14 protein-coding genes are annotated in these 21,583 nt (G+C 72.3%); 10 read left to right on the forward strand and 4 right to left on the reverse strand.

Going from position 1 to position 21,583, the window contains the following annotated elements; genetic code table 11:
* Positions 1-1,279 precede the first annotated feature (1,279 nt).
* Positions 1,280-2,653 (reverse strand): MFS transporter, encoded by a 1,374-nt coding sequence (locus tag ACFV6D_RS15825; protein ID WP_380560132.1) that lies wholly within the window; start codon positions 2,651-2,653, stop codon positions 1,280-1,282.
* 786 nt (positions 2,654-3,439) lie between these two features.
* Here ACFV6D_RS15825 and ACFV6D_RS15830 point away from each other — a divergent pair.
* The 6 genes from ACFV6D_RS15830 to ACFV6D_RS15855 all read left to right on the forward strand — a co-directional run bounded on the left by ACFV6D_RS15830 (position 3,440) and on the right by ACFV6D_RS15855 (position 15,454).
* Entirely contained in the window at positions 3,440-9,454 is a 6,015-nt protein-coding gene (locus ACFV6D_RS15830; RefSeq protein WP_380560134.1) for an acyltransferase domain-containing protein, read from the forward strand.
* The gene (locus tag ACFV6D_RS15835; protein WP_380560136.1) at positions 9,451-11,277 is read left to right on the forward strand and encodes an amino acid adenylation domain-containing protein; all 1,827 of its coding nucleotides are present in this window, start codon (positions 9,451-9,453) and stop codon (positions 11,275-11,277) included. The genes ACFV6D_RS15830 and ACFV6D_RS15835 overlap by 4 nt, the downstream gene beginning before the upstream one ends.
* 59 nt (positions 11,278-11,336) lie before the next feature.
* On the forward strand, positions 11,337-13,121 hold the full coding sequence (locus tag ACFV6D_RS15840; protein ID WP_380560138.1) for a beta-ketoacyl synthase N-terminal-like domain-containing protein: 1,785 nt from the start codon (positions 11,337-11,339) through the stop codon (positions 13,119-13,121).
* Complete coding sequence (locus tag ACFV6D_RS15845) at positions 13,118-14,356, forward strand: cytochrome P450 (RefSeq protein WP_380560140.1); 1,239 nt, start codon at positions 13,118-13,120, stop codon at positions 14,354-14,356. The genes ACFV6D_RS15840 and ACFV6D_RS15845 overlap by 4 nt, the downstream gene beginning before the upstream one ends.
* A gap of 5 nt (positions 14,357-14,361) precedes the next feature.
* On the forward strand, positions 14,362-15,057 hold the full coding sequence (locus ACFV6D_RS15850; RefSeq protein WP_063346318.1) for a formyltransferase family protein: 696 nt from the start codon (positions 14,362-14,364) through the stop codon (positions 15,055-15,057).
* Between the two features lie 172 nt (positions 15,058-15,229).
* Positions 15,230-15,454, forward strand: coding sequence for a holin (locus ACFV6D_RS15855; RefSeq protein ID WP_063346317.1), 225 nt, complete (start codon positions 15,230-15,232; stop codon positions 15,452-15,454).
* An 18-nt stretch (positions 15,455-15,472) separates the two neighbouring features.
* On the opposite strand, the gene ACFV6D_RS15860 is transcribed toward ACFV6D_RS15855, so the two are convergent.
* Positions 15,473-15,664 carry a DUF397 domain-containing protein gene (locus ACFV6D_RS15860; protein ID WP_380560142.1) on the reverse strand — a complete coding sequence of 64 codons (192 nt, stop codon included), beginning with the start codon at positions 15,662-15,664 and terminating at the stop codon, positions 15,473-15,475.
* Positions 15,661-15,870 carry a DUF397 domain-containing protein gene (locus ACFV6D_RS15865; RefSeq protein WP_380484435.1) on the reverse strand — a complete coding sequence of 70 codons (210 nt, stop codon included), beginning with the start codon at positions 15,868-15,870 and terminating at the stop codon, positions 15,661-15,663. The genes ACFV6D_RS15860 and ACFV6D_RS15865 overlap by 4 nt, the downstream gene beginning before the upstream one ends.
* Before the next feature lie 393 nt (positions 15,871-16,263).
* Here ACFV6D_RS15865 and ACFV6D_RS15870 point away from each other — a divergent pair, with 393 nt between their 5' ends.
* Positions 16,264-17,583: a cation:proton antiporter gene (locus tag ACFV6D_RS15870; RefSeq protein ID WP_380560144.1), complete on the forward strand. Its 1,320-nt coding sequence runs from the start codon at positions 16,264-16,266 to the stop codon at positions 17,581-17,583.
* Positions 17,584-17,722: 139 nt separating this feature from the next.
* Here ACFV6D_RS15870 and ACFV6D_RS15875 read toward each other — a convergent pair whose 3' ends face one another.
* Positions 17,723-18,448, reverse strand: coding sequence for a TetR family transcriptional regulator (locus tag ACFV6D_RS15875; protein WP_380560146.1), 726 nt, complete (start codon positions 18,446-18,448; stop codon positions 17,723-17,725).
* Positions 18,449-18,622: 174 nt separating this feature from the next.
* Between ACFV6D_RS15875 and ACFV6D_RS15880 the strand changes: the two genes are divergently transcribed.
* The 3 genes from ACFV6D_RS15880 to ACFV6D_RS15890 all read left to right on the forward strand — a co-directional run bounded on the left by ACFV6D_RS15880 (position 18,623) and on the right by ACFV6D_RS15890 (position 21,502).
* The gene (locus tag ACFV6D_RS15880) at positions 18,623-19,813 is read left to right on the forward strand and encodes an FAD-dependent monooxygenase (protein ID WP_380560148.1); all 1,191 of its coding nucleotides are present in this window, start codon (positions 18,623-18,625) and stop codon (positions 19,811-19,813) included.
* A gap of 2 nt (positions 19,814-19,815) precedes the next feature.
* A complete protein-coding gene (locus ACFV6D_RS15885; RefSeq protein WP_159398341.1) occupies positions 19,816-19,983 on the forward strand; it encodes a hypothetical protein in 168 nt (55 codons plus the stop codon).
* Positions 19,984-20,146: 163 nt separating this feature from the next.
* The gene (locus ACFV6D_RS15890; protein WP_380560150.1) at positions 20,147-21,502 is read left to right on the forward strand and encodes a M64 family metallopeptidase; all 1,356 of its coding nucleotides are present in this window, start codon (positions 20,147-20,149) and stop codon (positions 21,500-21,502) included.
* Positions 21,503-21,583 lie beyond the last annotated feature (81 nt).

The following is a 21,583-nucleotide window of genomic DNA, read 5'->3' on the forward strand; positions in this document are numbered from 1 at the left end:
CGGGGGGCGCGGGGGCCCCGCCGGGGCGGGGGTGGGCCCGCCTGGCGGCGGCTCGTGTGTGCGCCCCCCCGGGTCACCGGGCCCCTTGGGGGCGCCCCCCCCCGGGGGGGGGGGCGGCGCCGACCGTCACGGCAGCGGCCACAGTGCAGGTCCGGGGTCAGCCATCAACTGGGAACGCCAACCATTCATCTTCTTCCGATCGTCGGTCAGCGGCTGGTTTTCGCGGGCTTTATGGTCCAGGTCACAACCCCGCTTGCCGCAGAGGCAACGGGGTGCTGGAGTCCGAAGCCGCGGCGGCACCGGGACTGTTGCCGTGACCTGATGTAAGGAGAACCTAACCGACCCTCGCGGGCAGCCCAAGGGCGCTTTTTCGCCGCGTCGGAAACGGTGAGATCACGGGATGATCTCGCTCTCCGTGAACGAAGCGCGATGCCGGCCCGGCCGTGCGCATCTCGTGTGATTGGTGGGTGTGAAGAGGGGGAAGGGACTGTGAATGATCACAATCTCCGTTGCGGCTCGCGGCAACCTGGCGGCCCGTCCGCGCGGGACCGCCGCTCCCCGGCTCATCGTCGACTGAACTAGCGAGGTGAGCCGGGATGTTGGCGTGGGCAACCGCCCGCTCCGGCAGGCCGCCCCGTGCTTCTCGGGCCTGCCGTCCGCCTCCTCGGCCGCTCTCGGTTCGGCGGCCCCGGTGCGATCGGCCCTGCTGCTCTGGTCGCGCACCGGTGATGGTCGCGGGCGGCCTGATGCCGTCGGGTGACGTGACGACAGTCGAGGGAGTGATGCAGATCAGCAGATCAGCAGGAAGGCTTCCCACTCCTCGGTGGCGGCGCCGGTGCCCGGCTCGGACGCGGCTCAGGGATACGGGTGTGGGTGTGGGCGTGCAGGGGGCGAGGGCCGGGCGTGCCGTCCCCTCCAGTCCAGGAGGCCGGGAGGGTCGCCGACGCCTCGATCGCCTTGCCCGGTCCGCACAGCCAGCTGCCGTCGCCGCCGGGGGCGGCCCAGCGCGGGATGTCCGGCGCGGGATGTCCGGCGCGCTCCGCGCCCTCATCGCCTCCGGCCACGATGGGGTTCGAGCAGGCAGGCGGCAGCTGTTGTGCGCCGATCTCCGAGCGCGGCCTGATCGGCGAGCTTCGTACGGCCGCGCTGGTCGGTACGAACGTGCTGATCACGCGGTTCTTCGCCGCGGACGGCGCGCCGCCTTCAACCTCGACCGCGCACTGGGCCGACACGGCAGTGCCCGGCCGGGCGCGGGCCGGCCGCCGGTCGGCCGGGGCCCTCAGGCCTGCCGTCGCACGGCGATGACCGCCGCGCCCAGGACGCACGCGCCGGCGGCGGTGAGGTAGGCGAGGTGGTAGCCGGTGAGCTGGTCCGTGCTGGTCGCGGCGACCAGGACCATCACCGCGACGCCCGCACTCGCGCCGATCTGCTGCGCCACGACGTTCACCGCCCCGGCGACGGCGTGCTGCTGCGCCGGGACTCCGGTGAGCCCGGCGGACGTCATCGAGGGGAAGTTCAGGCCCTGGCCGATGCCGCTGAGCACCAGGCCGGGCAGCACGTACTGCACGTAGCCGCCGTCGTGCGGTGTGCCCAGCCACAGTGCGGCGCCCCCGCCGATCAGGACGAGGCCGACCGCCATCAGCGTGCGCGGGGTGAACCGGGCCAGCAGGCGTCCGGTGGCGAAGTTGGCGGTGAGGAACACGGCCAGGGACATCGGCACCAGCGCGAGACCGGACTCGAAGGGGGAGTAGTCCAGCATCCCCTGGAGGTACAGCGGCGCGAAGAACAGCAGCCCGACCGATCCCATGTACTGGAGGAACGCCGCCAGGCTCGCGGCCCGGACGGACCTGATCCGGAAGAGGCCGAGCGGAAGCACCGGGTCGGCGGTGCGGTGCTCGCGCACGACGAACAGCACCAGGAAGGCCACCGCGGCGCCGAGGACGATCCATGCCGTCGCGCCGTCACTGCTCACGCCGACGATGAGCAGGGTGAGGCCGAGCGTGCCCGTGATCGCGCCGGGCAGGTCCAGTCGGCCGCTGTGCCCGGCGCCGCCGGGCAGTCCGGCGCGGGTCGCGGCCAGTACGGCGAGCCCGAGCAGCACCGAGAACCACAGCACCGAACGCCAGCCGAGGAACTGGGTCAGTACGCCGCCCAGCATCACCCCGCCGCTGAAGCTCGCGGCGCCGACCGCCGCGTACACGCTGAAGGCCCGGTTGCGGGCCGGACCGGCCGGAAACGTCTCGGTGAGCAGGGCCAGCGCGGCCGGGCCCGACAGGGCGGCGCCGATGCCCTGGACGGCGCGCGCACCCAGCAGCACCGCGGTGTCCGGGGCCAGCGCCCCGACCAGCGCGGACACGGTGAACAGGGCGACCCCGACCTCGAACACCCGTCGTCGGCCCAGGACGTCGGCCAGTCGGCCGCCCACCAGCAGGAAGCCGGCGAACGTGACGGCGTAGGCGGTCATGACCCACTGGAGCGTGGTCTCGTCCAGGTCGAAGCGCGCTCCGACCGACGGCAGGGCGGCGTTGAGGACTCCGAGGCCGCTCACGTCCAGGGCGAGCGCCCCGGCCAGTACGCCGAGTGCCAGCCCCGGCCGGAGCGCCGGCTTGACCGCGGTGTCGGTGGTACCGGTGGTGCCGGTGGCGTCCGTCATGCGGGCCTGCCGTCGACGTCGCGGCCGGTGAGCCCGGCTAAGGAACGGTCGGCACGGGCTGACGCCGCATCAAGGTTCTCAACTGCCATGGGGGTCAGCTTGCATGGGTCGCTCAGCCGCTGTCTACCCCCGTCGCGTGCCGGTGGGGCGCGCCTTTCGCGGGGTCGTGCGCCTATCCCGGCCGGGGCGCGGTGATGCGGGGGCGCCGCCGAGTCGAGGTGCCATTTCGGACCGCCGACGGCTCCCACTCGAACCGGACACTTGGAGATCAAATCTCGCCACTGCCTCAACCGGCCCTCGAATGGCGCTTGTCTCACCATTAACAAACTGGCACTCTGCTGTCCGCCGGTCGGATTAGCACTGACGATCCATTTTGCCTCAATCAGCATACTCGTCGCGCTTGACCAAGTGGACCTTGGAGCCCATCGACAGTAGCCGTGCAGGTGAAGATTCCGCGTACGCGATCCTGTCGTCGATGCACTCGCGGACCGATGTGACCCAGAGACGCCCGTGATTTCTCCCGCGGTGAGAACGAGCCGCACCGCCGGCTGAAACAGCGGTACACGAACGGGAGTTCTCGCCCGCCGTGAACGTGGAGATCGGAAACGCCGATCTCGTCATCACGCCAACCGTCGGCCCCACCCAGGAACTTGATGCGGCGAAGGGGACCCTCCGCGTCATGAGCCGCCCCCCGTGTCCGGCTGCCCGAGTGCGGACCGAACCCCCCGACCGGTCGGCCGTGAAGCTCCACCCGTCCATTCCATCCGCCCTGTTGAGGGAGTCGCCGTGCCCCGAGAGCGCGCAGCGCGAGACATTTCCGCCGTAACGGATTTCCTGCTTTCCCGTGTTGTCGAGCTGCTGGACGTGTCCGCGAGCACGGTGGACCGCTCGGCGCCGCTGCACCGGTACGGACTGGACTCGCTGAGATCGGTGACCCTCGCGGCCTCGCTGTCCGAGTTCCTCGGCTGGCAGGTCCCGGCCACCTGGATGTGGCAGTACCCGACCGTCGACGGGCTGGCGCGTGCGCTCGTCGACGGTCCGCGTGCCGCGGAGCCCGCCCCGGCCACCGAGCGCCGCCGCCTGCCCTCGCACGAGCCCGTCGCGATCGTGGGCATCGGCTGCCGGTTCCCCGGCGGGCCGGACCCGTCGTCGTTCTGGCAACTGCTGGTCGAGGGCGGCGACGCCGTCGGGCCGGTACCGGCCGCGCGACGCGAGCTGCTGAACGACAGGGCGCGCTGGGGCGGCTTCATCGACGGCATCGACCAGTTCGATCCGCTGTTCTTCGGCATCTCGCCCCGCGAAGCCGTCCAGATGGACCCGCAGCAGCGCCTGATCCTGGAGCTGTCCTGGGAGGCGCTGGAGGACGCGGGCATCGCCCCCCACAGCCTGGTCGACAGCGACACCGGCGTGTTCATGGCCTCCTGTTGGGGCGACTACGCCGCCCTGGCGCACTACCGCGGCCCCGACAGCCAGATCACCCCGCACACCGCAACCGGCATGCACGACGGCATCATCGCCAACCGGGTCTCCTACGTCCTCGGCCTCCAGGGCCCGAGCATGGCGATCGACGCCGCCTGCGCCGGATCGCTGGTCTCGGTGCACGTGGGGTGCCAGTCGATCTGGCTGGGCGAGAGCGACCTGGTGCTGGCCGGCGGCGTGAACCTGAGCTTCGTCTCCGACTACTACACCGCCATGGACGCGATGGGCGCGCTCGCCCCGGACGGCCGCTGCAAGTCCTTCGACGCCCGCGCCAACGGCTACGTCCGCGGCGAGGGCGCCGGCGTCGTCGTGCTCGCCCCGCTGAGCGTGGCGCTGGAGCGCGACCTGCCGGTGTACTGCCTGATCAAGGGCAGCTCCTCCAACAACGACGGTCTGAGCAACGGCATGACGGCGCCGAACCCCCAGGCGCAGGAGAAGATGCTCCGCACCGCGTACCAGCGGGCGGGCATCGCACCGCACCTCGTGGACTACATCGAGTGCCACGGCTCCGCGACGCCCCTCGGCGACCCGATCGAGGCCAACGCCATCGGCGCGGTCCTCGGCGGCGGCCGTACGGAGCCGCTGCGGCTCGGGTCCGTCAAGTCCAACGTCGGGCACCTGGAGGCGGCCGCCGGCATCGTCGGCCTGGTCAAGCTCGCGATGTCGATGCGCAACGGCGTGCTGCCGCCGAGCCTGCACTACAGCGCGCCGAACCCGCAGATCATGTTCGACGAGTACAACCTCACCGTCCAGGACCGGCTGACGCCGTGGCCGCGACGCTCCGACGCCCGCCGGGGCGGCGTCAGCTCGTTCGGGTTCGGCGGCGCGATCTGCCACGTCGCCGTCGAGGAACTGCCGCGCCCCGAGAGCTCGCTGCTCCTGCTGGCCGCGGACTCCCGGGAGGCGCTGGCCGAGCGGGCCCGGGCGCTGCGCGACGAGAGCGACCTGCGCGAGCTCTGCCGCCGGACGCCCGGCGACGGCCCGTTCCGGCTCGCGGCCACCGCCCGCGACATGCCCGAACTCCGCTCCCAGCTGGACGCCTTCGGCAGCGGGGCGAAGGCCGCCGGGCTGAGCGTCGGGGAGCGGACCGGACGCAGGCCGCGGGTGGCCTTCCTGTTCTCGGGCAACGGCTCGCAGTGGGTGGGCATGGGCCGGCAACTGCTCGCCGGAATGCCCGTGTTCCGCCGGTCCATGATGAAGTCCGACCGGCGGATGCGGGAACTGCTGGGCTTCTCGCTCGTCGAGCAGCTGATGTCCCCGGACGGCCGCATCGACGACATGGACGTCTTCCAGCCGCTGCTGTTCTCCCTCCAGGTCGCGCTGGCCGAAGCCTGGCGCTCGCTGGGGGTGGAGCCGGACGTCGTCGTGGGGCAGAGCGTCGGCGAGTTCGCCGCCTCCCACATCGCCGGCGCGCTCGACTTCGACGACGCCTCCCGCCTGGCCGCCCACCACGGCCGGCTCCTCCAGCAGCTCGCCGTGGGGCGCGGCGAGGGCATCGTGGTGATGACCGCCGCCGACGAGGTCAGGCCGTACCTGACCGGCCGGCTCACCGTCTCCGGCCACAACGGCCTGAACTCCACCCTGGTCACCGGCACACCGCAGGAGATCGACGACCTCGTCCAGCGGCTGACCGCGGCGGGCGTCACCAACCACCGGGTCCGGATGGGCCACGCCCCGCACTCCCCGCTGGTCGACCACGTCCTCGCCCCGCTGAAGGTCGAACTCGACGGCATCAGGCCCCGGACCACCCGCATCCCGATGATCTCGACGGTCACCGGCGAACGCGTCGACGGCGCCGAGCTCGGGCCGGACTACTGGGCGGACAACCTGCGCCGGGAGATCCGGGTGGTCGACGCCCTGACGAACCTGCGCGACCACGACGTCGACGCGGTGATCGAGATCAGCCCGCACCCCGTCCTGCTCAAGTCGGTGTCGGAGATCCTGACGGCGACCACCCTGCCCTCGCTGCGCCGCGGCGCCGACGAGGCCTCGACCCTGCTCGGCTCGCTCGGCGCCCTGTACACCGCAGGCCTCCCCGTCGCGGCCCACCCGTTCCTCGCGGGCGACCGCGGGCGGCACGTCACGCCCGGCCGCAGCGACGCCGCCGCCGACGAGCAGGTGCACCTCGTCCCCGTCACCGCCCGGACGGCGGGCGCGCTGACCGACACCTGCCGCGAGCTGTCCAACCACGTCGAACGCGACGCGGGCCTGCGGGTCTCCGACCTCGCCTACACGCTCGCCGCCAGGCGCACCCACCACAACCACCGGATCGCCCTGTTCGCCCGCAACCGGCAGGACGTCCTGGACGGCCTCGCCCGGGTCGCCGCCGGCCAGCCGCACCCCGACGTCGTCACGGGCACGGTCTCCGGCAACGTCGACCGGCGGGTCGCGCTGGTGTTCTCCGGCGGCGGCACCCAGTGGGTCGGCATGGGCCGCGAACTCCTGCGCTCGCACGCCGGCTTCCGCACCTGGATGACCGCCTGCGACGCCGCCGTGCGCGCGGCCGGCGGCTGCTCGGTGCTCGACCAGCTCGCCGCCCCGGCCGACGAGGCCAGGTACGAGGAGATGGACTTCCAGCAGCCCGTGCTGTTCGCCCTCCAGGTCTCGCTGGCGAAGGTCTGGCTCGGACTCGGCATCCAGCCGACCGCCGTCGTCGGGCACAGCCTGGGCGAGGTCGCGGCCGCCTGCGTGGCCGGCGCGCTGTCGCTGGAGGACGCCGCCCGCGTGGTGGTCGCCCGGTCGCACCTGCTGGAGCGCAAGGCCGCCGCGGGCGCCATGATCTCCGTCGACCTGCCGGAGGCGGAGCTGCTGCCGCGGCTCGCCCCCTACGCCGCGCACGCGGCCGTCGCCGTGGTCAACAGCCCCACCAGCGCGGCGGTCTCCGGCTCGCCCGAAGCCGTCGACGCCCTGGAGGCCGACCTCAAGCGGGACGGCATCTCGACCCGGCGGATCCGGGTCGAACGGCCGGTGCACAGCCCCGGCATGGACCCGCTGCTCCAGCCGCTGCGCGCGGGCATCGACGGCATCACCCCGCTGACGCCCGGCATCGACTTCCACTCCACGGCACTGGCCGACACGGTGAACCCGGTCGCCGACGTCGACTACTGGGTGCACAACCTGCGCAACCAGGTCCGGTTCGCCGAGACGATCGGCGCGCTGGTCGACCAGGGCGTCGGCACCTTCATCGAGATCGGCCCGCACGAGACGCTGCGCGGCGCGGTCGAGGAGATCGCGCTGACCCGTGGCGCCCAGGTGCACGCGATCAACTCCCTGCGGCGCGACGAGAGCGACGTCCGCTGCCTGTTGGGCGCCGCCGCGTCGCTGTACGTCAGGGGCCTGCCGCTGACCTTCGACCCGCTGTTCGGCGACGACGTCGAGGTCGTGGAGACGCCGCTCGTCCAGTGGCAGAAGGACCGCTACTGGATCGACACCGAGCCCCGCCCCGCCCGCGCGACGGCCCCGGCCGTCGAAACCGTGGCCGCGCCCGTGGCCCGTGTGGTGGAGGAGGAACAGCCGGCGGCGATCCGGCCGGTGGCGGAGGTCGTCCTCGCCGAGCTCGCCGACGCGCTGGGCGTGCCGGTGAGCAGGTTCGACGTGAACGCCAGCATGCTCGACTTCGGCCTCGACTCGATGCTGGCGATCCGCCTCGTCAACAGGCTGCAGTCGCTGTTCGGGCACCGGGTGTCGCCGGTGGTGTTCCTGGACGGCCGGCCCATCTCCGAGGTCGTCGGCCACTTCGTCGGGCTCACCGCCGGACCGGCCGCGCCCGCGACGGCACCGCCCGTACCGGCAGCCGCCCCCGCTCCCGCCCCCGCCCAGGCCCCCGAGGCCGAGCCGGACCGGACGTACCTCGACGAGCTGTCCGAACTGGACGCCGAGGAGCTGGTCGACGAACTGGACGCGCGCGGACTGCTGGAGGCCACCGACGCCCCGGCCCTGGACCAGCTGCGCGCCGACGGCCTCGGCCTCGCCCTGGCGCCGGCCTCGCACGGCCAGGCCTCGCTGTGGTTCATGCAGATGGTCGCGCCGGACGCCGTGCCCTACAACTTCATGGTGACCGCCCGGATCCGGACCGCCGTCGACGAGAAGGCCCTGGAGCGCGCCGTCCAGGCCGTGATGGAGCGCCACCCCGCCCTGCGCACCCTCTTCGTGGAGGCGGGCGGCAGCCCCTACCAGGTCATCCTGGACGAACCGGTGTACGAGTTCGTCGTGGCGGACGGCACCGACCTGGACGACGAACAGGCCCGCGAGGAACTGGCCCGCTACGGACACGAGCCGCTCGACCTGGACAACGGGCCGCTGGTGCGGATCGTCCTCATGACGCGCGGACCGGCGGACCACTACCTGCTGGTGCTCGTCCACCACATCGCGTCGGATGCGGCGTCGGCCGACGTCATGATCCGCGAACTCCAGGAGTACTACGAGGGCGCCGACCCCGCCGACAGCGCGCCGGTCGCCCCGTACACGGAGTTCGTCGAATGGGAGCGGCAGTGGCTGGCCGGCCCGGCGGCCGGCGCGGCCCTGGACTGGTGGTCGCAGAAGCTGGCCGACCCGCCCGCCCACCTCGACCTCTCCACCAAGGAGCGGCCGCCGGGCGTCACCTACGAGGGCCGCGACCTCGCATTCCGCTGGAGCGCCGAACAGACCCGCCTGCTGCGGGAGTTCGCGGTGCGCGAAGGCGTGTCGATCAGCACCGTCGTACTGGCCGGGTTCTTCGCCACGCTCAACCGCGCGGTCGGCACCGAGGACGCCGTGCTGGCCACCGCCATCGCCCAACGCGCCGAACCCGGCTGGGAATCCGCCATCGGCTACTACCTCAACACCGTGCTGGTGCGGGCGAACCCCGCCGGTGACCGCAGCTTCCGCGAACTGCTGCGCGAAGTCCACGCCTTCTCGCTCGGCCTCCTGGAGCACATGAACTACCCCCTCGACCTGCTGGCCTCCCAACTGCGGCCGCCGAGGGCCGAGGGCCGCTCCCCGTGGTTCGACGTGGTCGTCAACTGGCTGTCCTCGGACGCGTTCCCCCGGTCCGTCAAGCTCTTCCACGGCATCGGCGACACCATCACGCCCGACGGCGCGCTGCCGCTCGAACCGCTTCAGGTGCGCAGGCACCTCGCCAAGTTCGACCTCGAAATCTCGATGGCCGACATCGACGGCGAGGTGGCCGGCCACGTCCAGTTCAAACCGAGCTACCTGGAAAGGCAGACCGTGACGGCACTGCTCGCGCTGTACCGCACCGTGCTCTTCGACGCGATCGCCCAACCCGACCGGGCCCTCGGCGACTTGGCGCCGACCGGCCTCCCCGAGGAGACGGACCAGTGACCGAGACCCTGCACTCCGCGTTCGTCGAGCAGGCGCTCAAGAACCCCGACGCGACCGCCGTCTACTCCGACGCCGGCGTCCTGACCTACGGCGAACTGAACGAGCGCTCCCGGGCGTTGGCCGAACGGCTGGTCGCCGACGGCGCGGGCCCCGGCGTCCCGGTCGGCATCTGCGTCGAGCGCACCCCCGACCTGCTCGTCGGCATCCTGGCGGCCCTGCGCGCCGGATCCTGCTACCTGCCGCTGGACCCGAACTACCCCGCCGACCGGCTGACCTTCATGGTCCAGGACAGCGGGACCCGCCTGCTGCTCACCACGCCCGCGTCCCGGGCCAGTTGCCCGCCCGGACCGACCGTGGTCGTGCTCGGGGAGAGCGTGACGACCGAGCCCGGCGCGAAGCCCGCCGCGGTCGTGCCCGGCGACACCGCGTACGTCATCTACACCTCGGGCTCCACCGGCAGGCCCAAGGGCGTGGCCGTCCGGCACAGCGGCTGCGTGGCGATGCTCGCCGAGATGGACCGGGTGCTCGACGGCTGCGACCTGAGCGGAGTCTCGGCGGCGAGCTCGGTCTGCTTCGACCTGTCCGTGATGGAGATCTTCAACGCGCTGTGCCGCGGCGGCGCCGTCGTGCTCGTCGAGAGCGCCGTGCACCTGCCGGAGAGCCGGTACGCCGACAGGATCACCCACCTGAACGTCGTCCCCTCGGTCATGAACAGCCTGCTCGACGCCGGAGCCCTGCCCCCGAACGTGCGCACCGTCGTGTTCGGCGGCGAGGCCCTGCGCCGCAAGCTGGTGGACCGCACCTACCGGGAGACCAGCGCCGACCGGGTGTTCAACGCCTACGGCCCCACCGAAGGGACGGTCTTCTGCTCGTTCGGGCCGGTGCCCGAGGACGGGACCGACGAACCGACGATCGGCCCGCCGACGACCAGCGACCGGGTCTACGTGCTCGACGAGCAGCTGAAGCCGCTCCCGGCCGGCGAGCCCGGCGAGCTCTACCTCGGCGGCGCCGGCCTCGCGCACGGCTACATCAACCGGCCGCGCACCACGGCCGAACGCTTCGTGCCGGACCCGTTCCGCAACGGCGAACGGATGTACCGCACCGGGGACGTCGTCAAGTTCACCGACGGCGGCGAACTCCGCTTCCTCGGCCGCACCGACCACCAGGTCAAGCTGCGCGGCTACCGCATCGAGCTGGAAGAGGTCGAGGCCCGGCTGACCGGCTGCCCCGAAGTCCGGGAGGCCGCCGCCGTCGTCCGGGGCAACCGGCTCGTCGGCTACGTCGTGCCCGCCGGCGACGACGCGCCGCAGGGCGGCCCCCGGCTGGACGCCGCGCTCCAGAGCGCCGTCACCGGCAGGCTCGCTGCCGAACTGCCCGACTACATGGTGCCCGCGACGCTCGTGGTCCTCGCCGCCCTGCCGCTGGGGCCGGGCGGCAAGCTCGACCGCAACGCGCTGCCCGAGCCGCCGGCCGCCGACACCGGCGGGCCCCTGACGGCCGCCGGCACGCCGACCGAGGTCGCCCTGTCGGAGATCTGGGGCCAGCTGCTCGACCTCGAACCGTCGAGCATCGACGTGCAGTCCGCCTTCTACGACCTCGGCGGGGACTCCCTGCTGCTCATCCGCCTCGCCCGGCTGATGACCCGGCGCTTCGACCGCCGCGTCCGGGTGCCCGACCTCTTCAGCTTCCGCGACATCGCGTCCCTCGCCCGCTGGCTCGACGACGAGAGCGGCGCCACCCCCGAGGCGGTCCAGTCCGCCCGCGCGCGCGCCAACACCCGCCGGGCCGCGCTGCGCGGCCGCGGCGGCGCCACCGGCCGCTGAACCACGAGCCGCTGAGTCTGCTGAGCCACCCTCACTCGAAACGAAGCAGGAGCCTCCCCATGACCGACAACCCCGAGCAGGACTACGACCCGGGCGACGTGGCCGTCATCGGCATGTCCCTGCGGGCGCCCGGAGCCCGCACCAAGGAACAGTTCTGGGACAATCTCGTCCACGGCCGGGAGTCCGTGTCGTTCCTGGCCAAGGACGACATCCACGTCGACGAGACCCTGATCCACAGCCCGTTCTACGTGCGGGCCTGCGGCGTGCTCGACACGTACGACAAGTTCGACCCGTCGGTGTTCGGCATCAGCGACCGGATGGCGGCCGCGATGACCCCGGAGAACCGGCTGTTCCTGGAGAGCGCCTGGGAGACGCTGGAGGACGGCGGCTACGACCCGGACCGGCTCAAGGCCGAGATCGGCATGTACGGCGCCAACAACCCGCAGACCGCCGCGCTCTACAGCTCCCCGCCGGACCGGGTGTCGGTCGGCCCCGAGGCGATCGAGGCCAGCCTGGCGTGGTCGCCGGACACCATGACCTCCAACGCCCTGTACTACATGGGGCTCATCGGCGAGGCCGTCACCGTCGCCGCCGTCTGCGCCGGCTTCCACTACGCGGTCCACCTGGCCTGTCAGTCGCTGCTGCTCGGCCAGACCGACCTGGCGATCGCCGGCGGCGCGATGGTCCGCCTGCCGCACCCGCGCGGCCACCTGTGGGAGGAGAACCGCATCCTGTCGAAGGACGGCCACTGCCGCCCGTTCGACGCCAACGGCACCGGCACCGCGTTGTCCAGCGGCGTCGTCACCGTGCTGCTGAAGCCGCTGGGCCACGCCGTCGCCGACCGCGACCACATCTATGCCGTCGTCAAGGGATCGGCCGTCAACAACAACGGCGTCAGCGCGATGGCGTACGGCCTGGCCCAGCCCGAGCGGCTGAGCGCCTGCATCGCCAACGCCATGGAGGTCGGCGGCGTCACCCCGGACACCGTGTCCATGTACGAGGCCAACGGTCTCGGCCTGCCGATGACCGACGAGCTCGAAGTGCACGCGGCGACCATGGCGTTCGGGAAGCAGACCGCGACGACGTCGATCGGCGGGGTCAAGGGCAACGTCGGCCACGGCGGCGTGGTCTCGGGCGGCTTCGGCGCGATCAAGGCCGCGCTGGCCCTGCACCACAAGACGCTCCCGGCGACGATCAACCTCACCGAGGTCAACCAGGACCTCGACTTCCCCAGCACCCCCTTCGTGCCGCAGATCGAAGGGGCGCCCTGGGAGCCGCAGGCCGGCATCCGCCGCGCGGGCATCACCTCGATCGGTGGCGGCGGCTACAACGCGCACCTGCTGCTGGAGGAGGCGCCGACGGCCGCCGGGCGCGCCCCCGAGGACGAGGGCCGGCCGCGGCTGGCCACCCTGTCCGCCCTGGACGACGACACGCTGGCCCGGCAGCGTACGCGGCTCAAGGAGCGGCTGGAGGCCGACCCCGACCTGCGCCTGGACGACGTCTGCTTCAGCCTCAACCTCGGCCGCAAGGTGATGGCCCGCCGGTGGGCGGCCGTGGTCCGCAGCCGCGCGGAGTTGATCGCGGCGCTGTCCGACGACGCCGCCCGCGGCCCTGCCACCACGACCGCCGCCGCCCCGCAGACCGACCCGGGCTCCTTCTCCCGCACCGACAACGGGATCGTGCCCTCCGGCCAGGACGAGCGGGCGCTGTCCGAACTGGCCGCCGCCTGGGTGACCGGCCAGCAGGTGGACTTCGACGCCCTGCACCGGGGGCAGGCCAGCCACCGGGTGCCGCTGCCCACCTATCCGTTCCAGCCGCGCCGGTTCTGGCGCACGGACTGGTGACCATGAGCACGCCGGCACCGGACACCGTGGACCTGGGCGACCCGGCCACCTTCGCGGACCACGACCTCGACGGGTTCTGGCGCACCCTGCGGGACACCGCCCCGATGCACTGGAACCCGCCCGTCGACGGCCGCCGGGGATTCTGGGTGCTCTCCCGCCACGACGACATCATGGCCACCTACCGGGACAACGCGAACTTCACCTCCGAGCGCGGCAACGTCCTCGTCACGCTCCTGGAAGGCGGCGACGCCGGGGCCGGCCGGATGCTGGCCGTCACCGACGGGCCCCGGCACCACGAACTGCGCAAGATCCTCCAGCGGGTGCTCTCGCCGAGGGTGCTCGACGAGGTCGCGCAGACCGTCCGCGTCAACACCCGGCAGTGGATCCGCGAGGCCGTCGAGTCCGGCGGCTGCGAGTTCGCCGAGGAGATCGCCAGCCGGATCCCGATGACCACGATCTCGAACCTGCTCGGCGTGCCCGAACAGGACCGGGACTATCTGCTCAGCCTGACCAAGACCGCGCTGTCGGCCGAGGACGAGGACGTCGACGAGGTCGACTCCGAGATGGCCCGCAACGAGATCCTGATGTACTTCATGGACATCGTCGAGGAACGGCGCGAGTCCCCGGGCGACGACGTGATCAGCATGCTGATCGCCAGCTCCATCGACGGCGCGCCGCTCTCCGACGAGGACGTCGTGCTCAACTGCTACAGCCTGATCATCGGCGGCGACGAGACCAGCCGGCTGACGATGATCGACTGCGTCCACACCCTCGCCGCCCAACCCGAGCAGTGGCGGCGGTTCAAACACGGCGAGGTCGCCGTCGAGACCGCCGTGGACGAGGTGCTGCGCTGGGCCTCGCCCACGATGCACTTCGGGCGCAGCGCCGTACGGGAGACCGAACTGCACGGCGTACGGCTGCGGCCGGGCGACATCGTCACGCTCTGGCACGCCTCCGGCAACCGCGACGAACGGGTCTTCGCCCGGCCCGGGGAGTTCGACCTCGGCCGCACCCCCAACAAGCACCTGGCCTTCGGCTACGGCCCGCACTTCTGCGTCGGCTCGTACCTGGCCAAGGTGGAGATCGCCGAACTACTCACGGCCCTGCGGGACTTCACCACCGGATTCGAGCAGACCGAGGAGGCGCTACGGATCCGGTCCAACTTCCTGACCGGGTTCTCCACGATGCCGGTGCGGTTCCAGCCCGACCACCGCGGACTGAAAGAGGTCGACTGATCCGGATGAACATCTACATGTCAGGACAAGGGGGATTCGCGGTCGCGGTCGCGGAAGCCCTGCTGGACGACGGGCACAAGATCGTCGGCGCGGCCGCCCCCCGGCTGCGCAAGGGGAAGTCCGACGAGGGCGACGCGATGTGCTGGGACCGCCTGCGCTCCTGGGCGTACCACAAGGACGTCCCGTGGACGGACTCGGCCGAACTGCGCGCGCGGCACATCCCGGACGGGGTCGACATCATCGTCGCCGCCCACTCGCACGCCTTCCTCGGCCGCCAGACCCGCGCCCGGGCCGCCGTCGCCACCATCGGCTACCACCCCAGCCTGCTGCCGCTGCACCGCGGCCGGGACGCCATCCGGTGGACGATCCGTGACGGCGACAAGGTGACCGGCGGAAGCGTCTACCACCTCACCGAACGCACCGACGCGGGCCCGCTCGCCGCCCAGGAGCACCTGTTCGTGCCCCCGGGCTCGACCGCGCAGAGCCTGTGGCGCGACCACCTGGCACCGCTCGGCGTGCGACTGCTCCTCAAGGTGGTCGCCGACCTCACCGCGGACCGGCGGATCGAAGTCCCCCAGGACGAGAAGCTGGCCACCTGGGAGCCCGCGATGGGCGCGCCACCGCTGTTCAAACCCGAACTCATCGCGCTGCCAGGCACGGTGCAGGTCGACAGCAGCAAGTGGGCGCTGCACGACGGGTGACAGCCAGGCGGTCTCTGGAACCCGGCGCCCCGCACACCACGCGTGTGCGGGGCACCGGACTGGTCGCCGAGCCCGTCGTCGGAACTCGACAGCGTGAACGTGTACACCAGGGACGGCAATTCCGAGCGCCCCCCGTGTACCTCTGCACCTTCACCGCGAAGGAGTCCCGACCATGCGGAAGTTCATCATCGATCTGGCCGAACGCACCGTCGCCACCTACGCCGTGGCATTCCTCGGCCTGCTGCTGGCCGACGGATTCGACCTGACGTCGATCGGCGCGTTCAAGGCGGCGGCCGTGGCGGCACTGCCGGCCGCGCTGGCCGTGGTCAAGGGAGTGGCCGCGACCTTCGTCGGCGACCCGAACTCGGCAGCCCTACTGGCCCGCCCCCACGAGTAACCGGCCCGGCCGGGTCCGCTAAACCGGGAACTCCCCGTTCTGGACGGCCGCGACGAAGGCGCCCCATGCCGGGTCCGGGAAGGAAAGGACCGGACCATCGGGATCCTTGGAGTCACGCACGGGCACGAGGCCGGGGTACCCGTGGGCCACCTCGATGCAATTGCCGCCGTTGCCCCCGCTGTAGCTGCTCTTGTGCCAGAGCAGCTTCATACGGGGAACTCGCCCTCGTGAACGGCCGCGACAAAGGCTTGCCATGCGGCTGCAGGGAAGACGAGGGTCGGGCCGTCGGGGTCCTTGGAGTCACGTACGGGGACGAGGTCGGGGAACCCGGGGGCCACCTCGATGCAGTCGCCGCCGTTCGTGCCGCTGTAGCTGCTCTTGCGCCAGCTGGCCGCGTCGAGCTCGTTCTGCATCATCTCCGAACCCTTCCAGCGCCTCGGTGATTTGCCGCACCCGATCGCGGAGCTCGCGGTCGGTCCCCACTTGATCTTCCGTCGTGCCATCACTGCCCCCTGCTGTACACCACGTGCTCAACACGTGTATCTGGGCGTCACGGTACCTCCGCGTTCCGATCATCAGTATCGGAACGCGATCTTTTGCTTGCGCAGCGTCACGCCGCGCGCCGTTCGTGCGCCCCTGTCCGCCGGTCCGCCTCGTACGGGCGTGAAGGTCCGGGTCGGGGCGCGGGGGAGGAGCCACGCGACCGCGACACGCGGGGAACGCTACGTCGACGAACGGGTCCTTCCCGATAATGCAGGGGCCGCGTCACCGGGCCGCGCACGCCCCCGTTCCCAGGAAGGCGCACGACCATGGAAGGCTCCTCCTCGACCGCGCTGGCCGACATCGCGACCATCCTGCTGATCGGACTCGTCCTGTCGCCGCTGCGCACCCGCCTGCGCCAACCGGTGGTGGTCGGCGAGATCGCGGTCGGGGTGATCCTGGGGCCGAGCGTCCTCGGGCTGCTGCCGGGCGACCTCCCGCACGTCCTCTTTCCGCCCCAGGTCCGCGAGCACCTGTCGGTGATCGCCCAACTGGGCATCGCGCTCTTCATGTTCGCCGCCGGGTGGGAACTCGACCTGAAGCAGCTGAACGGGAGGGTCCGCACCGTGGTGGCGGTCACCGCGGCCTCCGTCGCCGTGCCCTTCGCCCTCGCGGTCGCCCTGGCCGCCGTCCTCACGGCCAGGTGGCCCCACCTCATCGGTACGGAGACGTCCCCCGTGCTGCTGGCCGTGTTCCTGGGCATCGCGCTGTCCGCCAGCGCGCTGTCGGTGCTCGCGCGCATCGTGGGGGAGAACCAGCTGCAGACGACCCGCACCGGGGCCATGGCCACGGCCTGCGGGGCGCTCACCGAGATCACCGCGTGGTGCGGCGTCGCCTGCGTCGCCTCCGCGGCCCGGAGCGGCGGCTCGGACCACGTCCTCCTCGCGTTCGCCGAACTCGCCTGCTACGCGGCGGCGATGGCCATCGTGGTCCGCCCGCTGCTGCGGCGCCTGCTGCGCCGGCCGACCCGCGTCGACGGGCATCCCCTGCTCGTCCTGCTGACCCTCGGCAGCGGGATCCTGCTGTCCGCATGGACCACCTCGTGGCTCGGCATGCACGCCGTGATCGGCGCCTTCGCCTTCGGGCTGGCCATGCCGCGCGACGCCGCCGAGGAACTGCGGCACGCCGTCGAGGTGCCGCTGCGCCATGCGGGGGCGCTGCTGGTGCCGGTCTTCTTCGCGCTCACCGGGCTGTCCGTGGACATCGCCGGGCTGGGTTTCGGGAGCCTGGTCGCGGTGGTGGTGTTCCTGGCCGTCACCTGGGGCGGCAAGTTCGCCGGCGCCAGGCTGGGTGCCCGGCTGATCGGCGTGCCGCGCGGCGAGGCCACGACGGTGGCGGTCCTGCTCAACACCAAGGGCCTCAGCGAGGTCCTCATCCTGACCCTGGGCCGTGACCTGGGCATCATCGGCGACCGGCTGTTCACTGTTCTCCTCGTCACCGCCTTCGCCGCGACCCTGCCCGTCAACCCGCTCGTGCGGCGCCTCATCCGTGCTCCTGACGCCCGTTCCGGGACCGGGCCCCTCGCTCTGCCCCGTCAACAGCAGGACGCCGCCGCGCGATCGGGCATCGAGGAGGCCAGCGGAGCGTGACGCACCGCGAGACCCGGGGCGCCGGCGGGGTGGAGACTTCCTGCGCCTGTCCAACCGGCGTCACCGCCGAGATGACCTTCACTGTCTCAATGAAGTCTCATTATTAGCCGCTGCCTGGCGGCCGCCTCCGTGTCTCCGGCTACGTCGGCAGGTGGCGGTAGACCGTCGCTCGGGAGACTCCGAGCTCTGCCGCGATCTGCTCGGCGGTGCGGCCGGCCGCGTGCAGGCGCCGGGCGGTGTCGACCATCGCCGGGCTCATCGCGCTCGGCCGGCCGCGCCGTTCACCGCCGCCGCGCCCGGGGGTGGCTGCGGCGGGGGCTTCGGGGCCGTCCAGCAGCCGGTGCACCCCGGCCAGGATGCAGGCGCGCAGGCCCTCGGGCGGGGCGTCGGCGAGCAGGATCACCGGGTCGGAGAGCATGGCGATCGTCTGGGCGGCGCGCACCCGGGCGACGAAGTCCGGGTGGGGCCCTGCCACTAGGACGTTCGCGCGCAGCATCCCGTCGCGGAACCGTGTGAAGCCCGGGCCCGTGAGGCCCGGCGCCGCGTCGTACAGGCTCATCCGCAGCAGGTCGCGGTGGCGCAGCCAGACGTCGAGCAGCCCCTCGATCGCCGCCCAGCGGGCTGCGGTCGGATCCGGCGGCCCGGTGGGCGCCAGCGCGGCGTCCAGGTCGTCCAGCATCGGTTCGATCAGCGCGCCGAGGATGTCCGCCTTGCTGGGGAAGTGGTACAGCACCGCGGCCTTGGTCACGTCCACCCGCTCGGCGATCCCGCGTACCGAGGTGGCGTGGTAGCCGTGCGCGGCGAACTCCTTCAGGGCCACCGCGAGGATCCGTGCCCGGGTGTCGGGGTTCTCGGCAGCAGTCATGTGGGGAGCCTAGTCGCTGCCCCTTGCCTGACCGGCGGTCAGGGCGTAGCGTCGAATTACTGACCGATGGTCAGTCCGGGGGTGCCGACGTGACCGCTGACCGGCGACGGCTGCCGCGAGTCGGCCTGGCCGCGATCAGGCGACGACGATCGGGCGATGACAGAAGGAGCGTCCATGAACGCCTCGACCAGGACAGCCGATCGCACCGTGCTGATCTCCGGGGCCGGCATCGCCGGACCGACGCTCGCCTACTGGCTGGCCCGCCACGGCTTCCAGCCGACCGTGGTCGAGCGGGCCGCGGCCGCGCGCTCCAGCGGCAGCCCGGTCGATGTCGCCGGTCGCGCGATGGAGGTCGCCGAGCGGATGGGGATCAGGGACCGCCTCCGGGCGGCCGCCACCCAGGTCACCGGTGTGGGCTTCTACAACGCCGCGGGCCGCCGGGTGGGCAGGATCGACCTGCGCGGCCTGTCGGGCGCGGACCGGGCCGACACGGTCGAGCTGCCGCGCGGCGATCTCGCCGCGATCGTCCACGAAGCCGGCCGGGACGACGCCGAGTTCGTGTTCGGCGACTCGATCGCGAGCCTGAGCCAGGACGAGGCGGGTGTCGACGTCACCTTCGAGTCTGGCCGCCCCCGCCGCTTCGCCCTGGTGGTCGGCGCCGACGGCCTGCACTCCGCCGTCCGCCGGCTGGCCTTCGGCCCGGAGTCCGGGTTCGTCCGCCACCTGGGGATGTACGTGGCCACCATGCCGTTGGCCGGGATGGCGGGCGACCTGCGGGAAGTGGCGATCCACAACACGCCGGGCCGCGCCCTCTGCGTGCATCCCGGATGCGGCAGGCCGCTGGCCGCGTTCATGGTCCGGTCCGCCGCCGTGCCGGACTTCGACCACCGCGACACCGATCAGCACCGGCGACTGCTGACCGCCGCGTTCGCCCAGATGGGCTGGCGCGCGCCCGAGGTGCTGGCGCAGGTGCGCGAGAGCGAGGAGCTGTACTTCGACGCGGTGAGCCAGGTCCGGCTGCTGCAGTGGTCGCGGGGCCGGGTCACGCTGCTCGGCGACGCCGCGTCCTGCGTGTCGCTCTTCGGCGGCGGCTCCAGCCTGGCCCTGGCGGGCGCCTACGCCCTGGCCGACGCCCTGGCCGCCGATCCCGCCGACCACCGCGCGGCCCTGGCCCGTTACGAGGCCGCGCACCGGGGGTTGGTGGACCAGGCCCGGCAGTCCGTACGAGCGGCCTTCGCGCTGCTCGTCCCGGCCGGCCGCGGCGGCATCCTGGCCCGGAACCTGGCCACCCGGCTGTCGCCGGTCGCGCTGGCGGCAGCCCGGGTTGGGAGTGTCCTCAAGTCCCGTGCCGCGCGCGGGGATTAATCATGACCAGGCCCGAGCTTCCCTTCCTCGGCCGACTGCACGCAGGAGGCATCGTACGAGCGGACCTCGCCGGCCGCCTGGCCGTCGTCGACCGCATCAAGGGCGCCATCACTACCGTGTCGGCAGCCGGTGTGAACCGTTCGTGGGCAGCCGGACGTATCCACCGGTGAGGTGGCGAGCGGACGGTGTCGCCCCGTCAGCTCCGGCCTTGTGCGGCGGTGGTGGCGGCGGGTGGCGGTGTCGCGGCACGGGACGGTGCGGTATTGCACGCACGTCCCCTGCCGGGAGTCTCGCCACCGGCCCTCGCTGCCCGTCGATTTCGGAGAAACTCCTTTGCGCAACAGCAGGTTCACCTCGGTCCTCCTGGCCGGCGTCACGACGCTGGCGGCCCTCGCCGTCGGCGTCGGCCCGGCGGTCGCCGCCCCGTCCGAGCCGGTCGCCATCGCCGACTCCCCGGACGCCTCCCCGGACGCCTTCCCGGGCGGCCAGGACGTCGAGGTCTTCGCCGAGGACGGCGCCATCAGCCGGACCAAGGTCCCTTCGGCGTCCCCATTCGTCGCCGAGCAGTCCATGAGCGCGGCCGCTGCCGGGGCTGCCGCCGGGGACGGCGCCGTCACGAAGGTCGTCAACAACGGGAGCACGGACAGCAAGCTGGACGTGGTCATGATCGGCGACGGCTACACGGCCTCGGAGCAGGACAAGTTCCGCAAGGACGCCGCGGCGAAGTGGAAGGACATCAGCGCCGTCGAGCCCTACGCCACCTACCGCAAGCTGTTCAACGTGTGGGCCGTGGGCGCCGTCTCCGAACAGTCGGGCGTCTCCGGGGACCCGAAGCAGAACACCGTCCGCAAGACCGCGCTCGGCTCGCACTTCTGGTGCAACTCCATCGAGCGGCTGCTGTGCGTGGACATCAAGGCCGTCGACGCCTACGCCGCCAAGGCCCCGCAGGCCGACCTCGTGATCGTCGTCGCCAACACCGCCAAGTACGGCGGCGCCGGCTACGGCAGCACCCAGTCGCCGCTCGGCTACGAGGGCATCGCCACCGTGGCGGGCGGCAACGCCGCGTCCGGCCAGATAGCGGTGCACGAGACCGGCCACTCGCTGGGCAAGCTCGCGGACGAGTACTGGGCCGATGGGGCGGGGCCCTACAAGGGCGCGGAGCCCACGCAGCCCAACATCACCACCCTGAGCGCCGACCGGATGCGCCAGGACAAGACCAAGTGGTACCGCTGGCTCGGCAAGACCTCTCCCGACGGTGGCACCGTCGGCGCCTACCAGGGCGGCAGCAACTACCCGTCCGGCCTCAACCGGCCGACCGACAACTCGGTGATGCGCTCCCTCGGGCGGGAGTTCAACCTGCCCGGCCGCGAGGCGATGATCGCCGGCTTCTACCGGCACGCCTCCGCCCTCTCCAGCGCCACGCCCGTCACCACCCGGCTGACCGCGACCGACCGCCTCACCGTCGACCTCCCGGTCTCCGGCACCAAGCTGCGGTGGTACCTCGACGGCAAGGAGGTGACGGCCCTGCGCGACCGCAAGACGATCGCCGTCTCCGACCTCGGCCCCACCGGCCCCAAGCCCGCCGCCCACGAGCTCAAGGCCGTCGCGAACGACCCCACCTCGTCCGTCATCGACCCGGCCCTGACCCCGGCGCTCACCCGCAGCCTGGTCTGGAGCGTCACCCGCTGACCACGGGGCGTGGCCCCTCGCGTCCGGCTGGGACGGGAGGGGCCACGCCCACGGCGGAAGCCGCACCGGCCGGGGACCTCA

Source organism: Kitasatospora sp. NPDC059812 (genome assembly GCF_042732075.1).
Taxonomy (GTDB): domain Bacteria; phylum Actinomycetota; class Actinomycetes; order Streptomycetales; family Streptomycetaceae; genus Kitasatospora.

Excerpts from the sequence above, each read along its gene's own strand:
- ACFV6D_RS15825 (WP_380560132.1), bottom strand. The coding sequence starts at position 2,653 with ATGACGGACGCCACCGGCACCACCGGTACCACCGACACCGCGGTCAAG.
- ACFV6D_RS15840 (WP_380560138.1), top strand. The coding sequence starts at position 11,337 with ATGACCGACAACCCCGAGCAGGACTACGACCCGGGCGACGTGGCCGTC.
- ACFV6D_RS15850 (WP_063346318.1), top strand. The coding sequence starts at position 14,362 with ATGAACATCTACATGTCAGGACAAGGGGGATTCGCGGTCGCGGTCGCG.
- ACFV6D_RS15855 (WP_063346317.1), top strand. The coding sequence starts at position 15,230 with ATGCGGAAGTTCATCATCGATCTGGCCGAACGCACCGTCGCCACCTAC.
- ACFV6D_RS15860 (WP_380560142.1), bottom strand. The coding sequence starts at position 15,664 with ATGAAGCTGCTCTGGCACAAGAGCAGCTACAGCGGGGGCAACGGCGGC.
- ACFV6D_RS15865 (WP_380484435.1), bottom strand. The coding sequence starts at position 15,870 with ATGATGCAGAACGAGCTCGACGCGGCCAGCTGGCGCAAGAGCAGCTAC.
- ACFV6D_RS15870 (WP_380560144.1), top strand. The coding sequence starts at position 16,264 with ATGGAAGGCTCCTCCTCGACCGCGCTGGCCGACATCGCGACCATCCTG.
- ACFV6D_RS15875 (WP_380560146.1), bottom strand. The coding sequence starts at position 18,448 with ATGACTGCTGCCGAGAACCCCGACACCCGGGCACGGATCCTCGCGGTG.
- ACFV6D_RS15880 (WP_380560148.1), top strand. The coding sequence starts at position 18,623 with ATGAACGCCTCGACCAGGACAGCCGATCGCACCGTGCTGATCTCCGGG.
- ACFV6D_RS15885 (WP_159398341.1), top strand. The coding sequence starts at position 19,816 with ATGACCAGGCCCGAGCTTCCCTTCCTCGGCCGACTGCACGCAGGAGGC.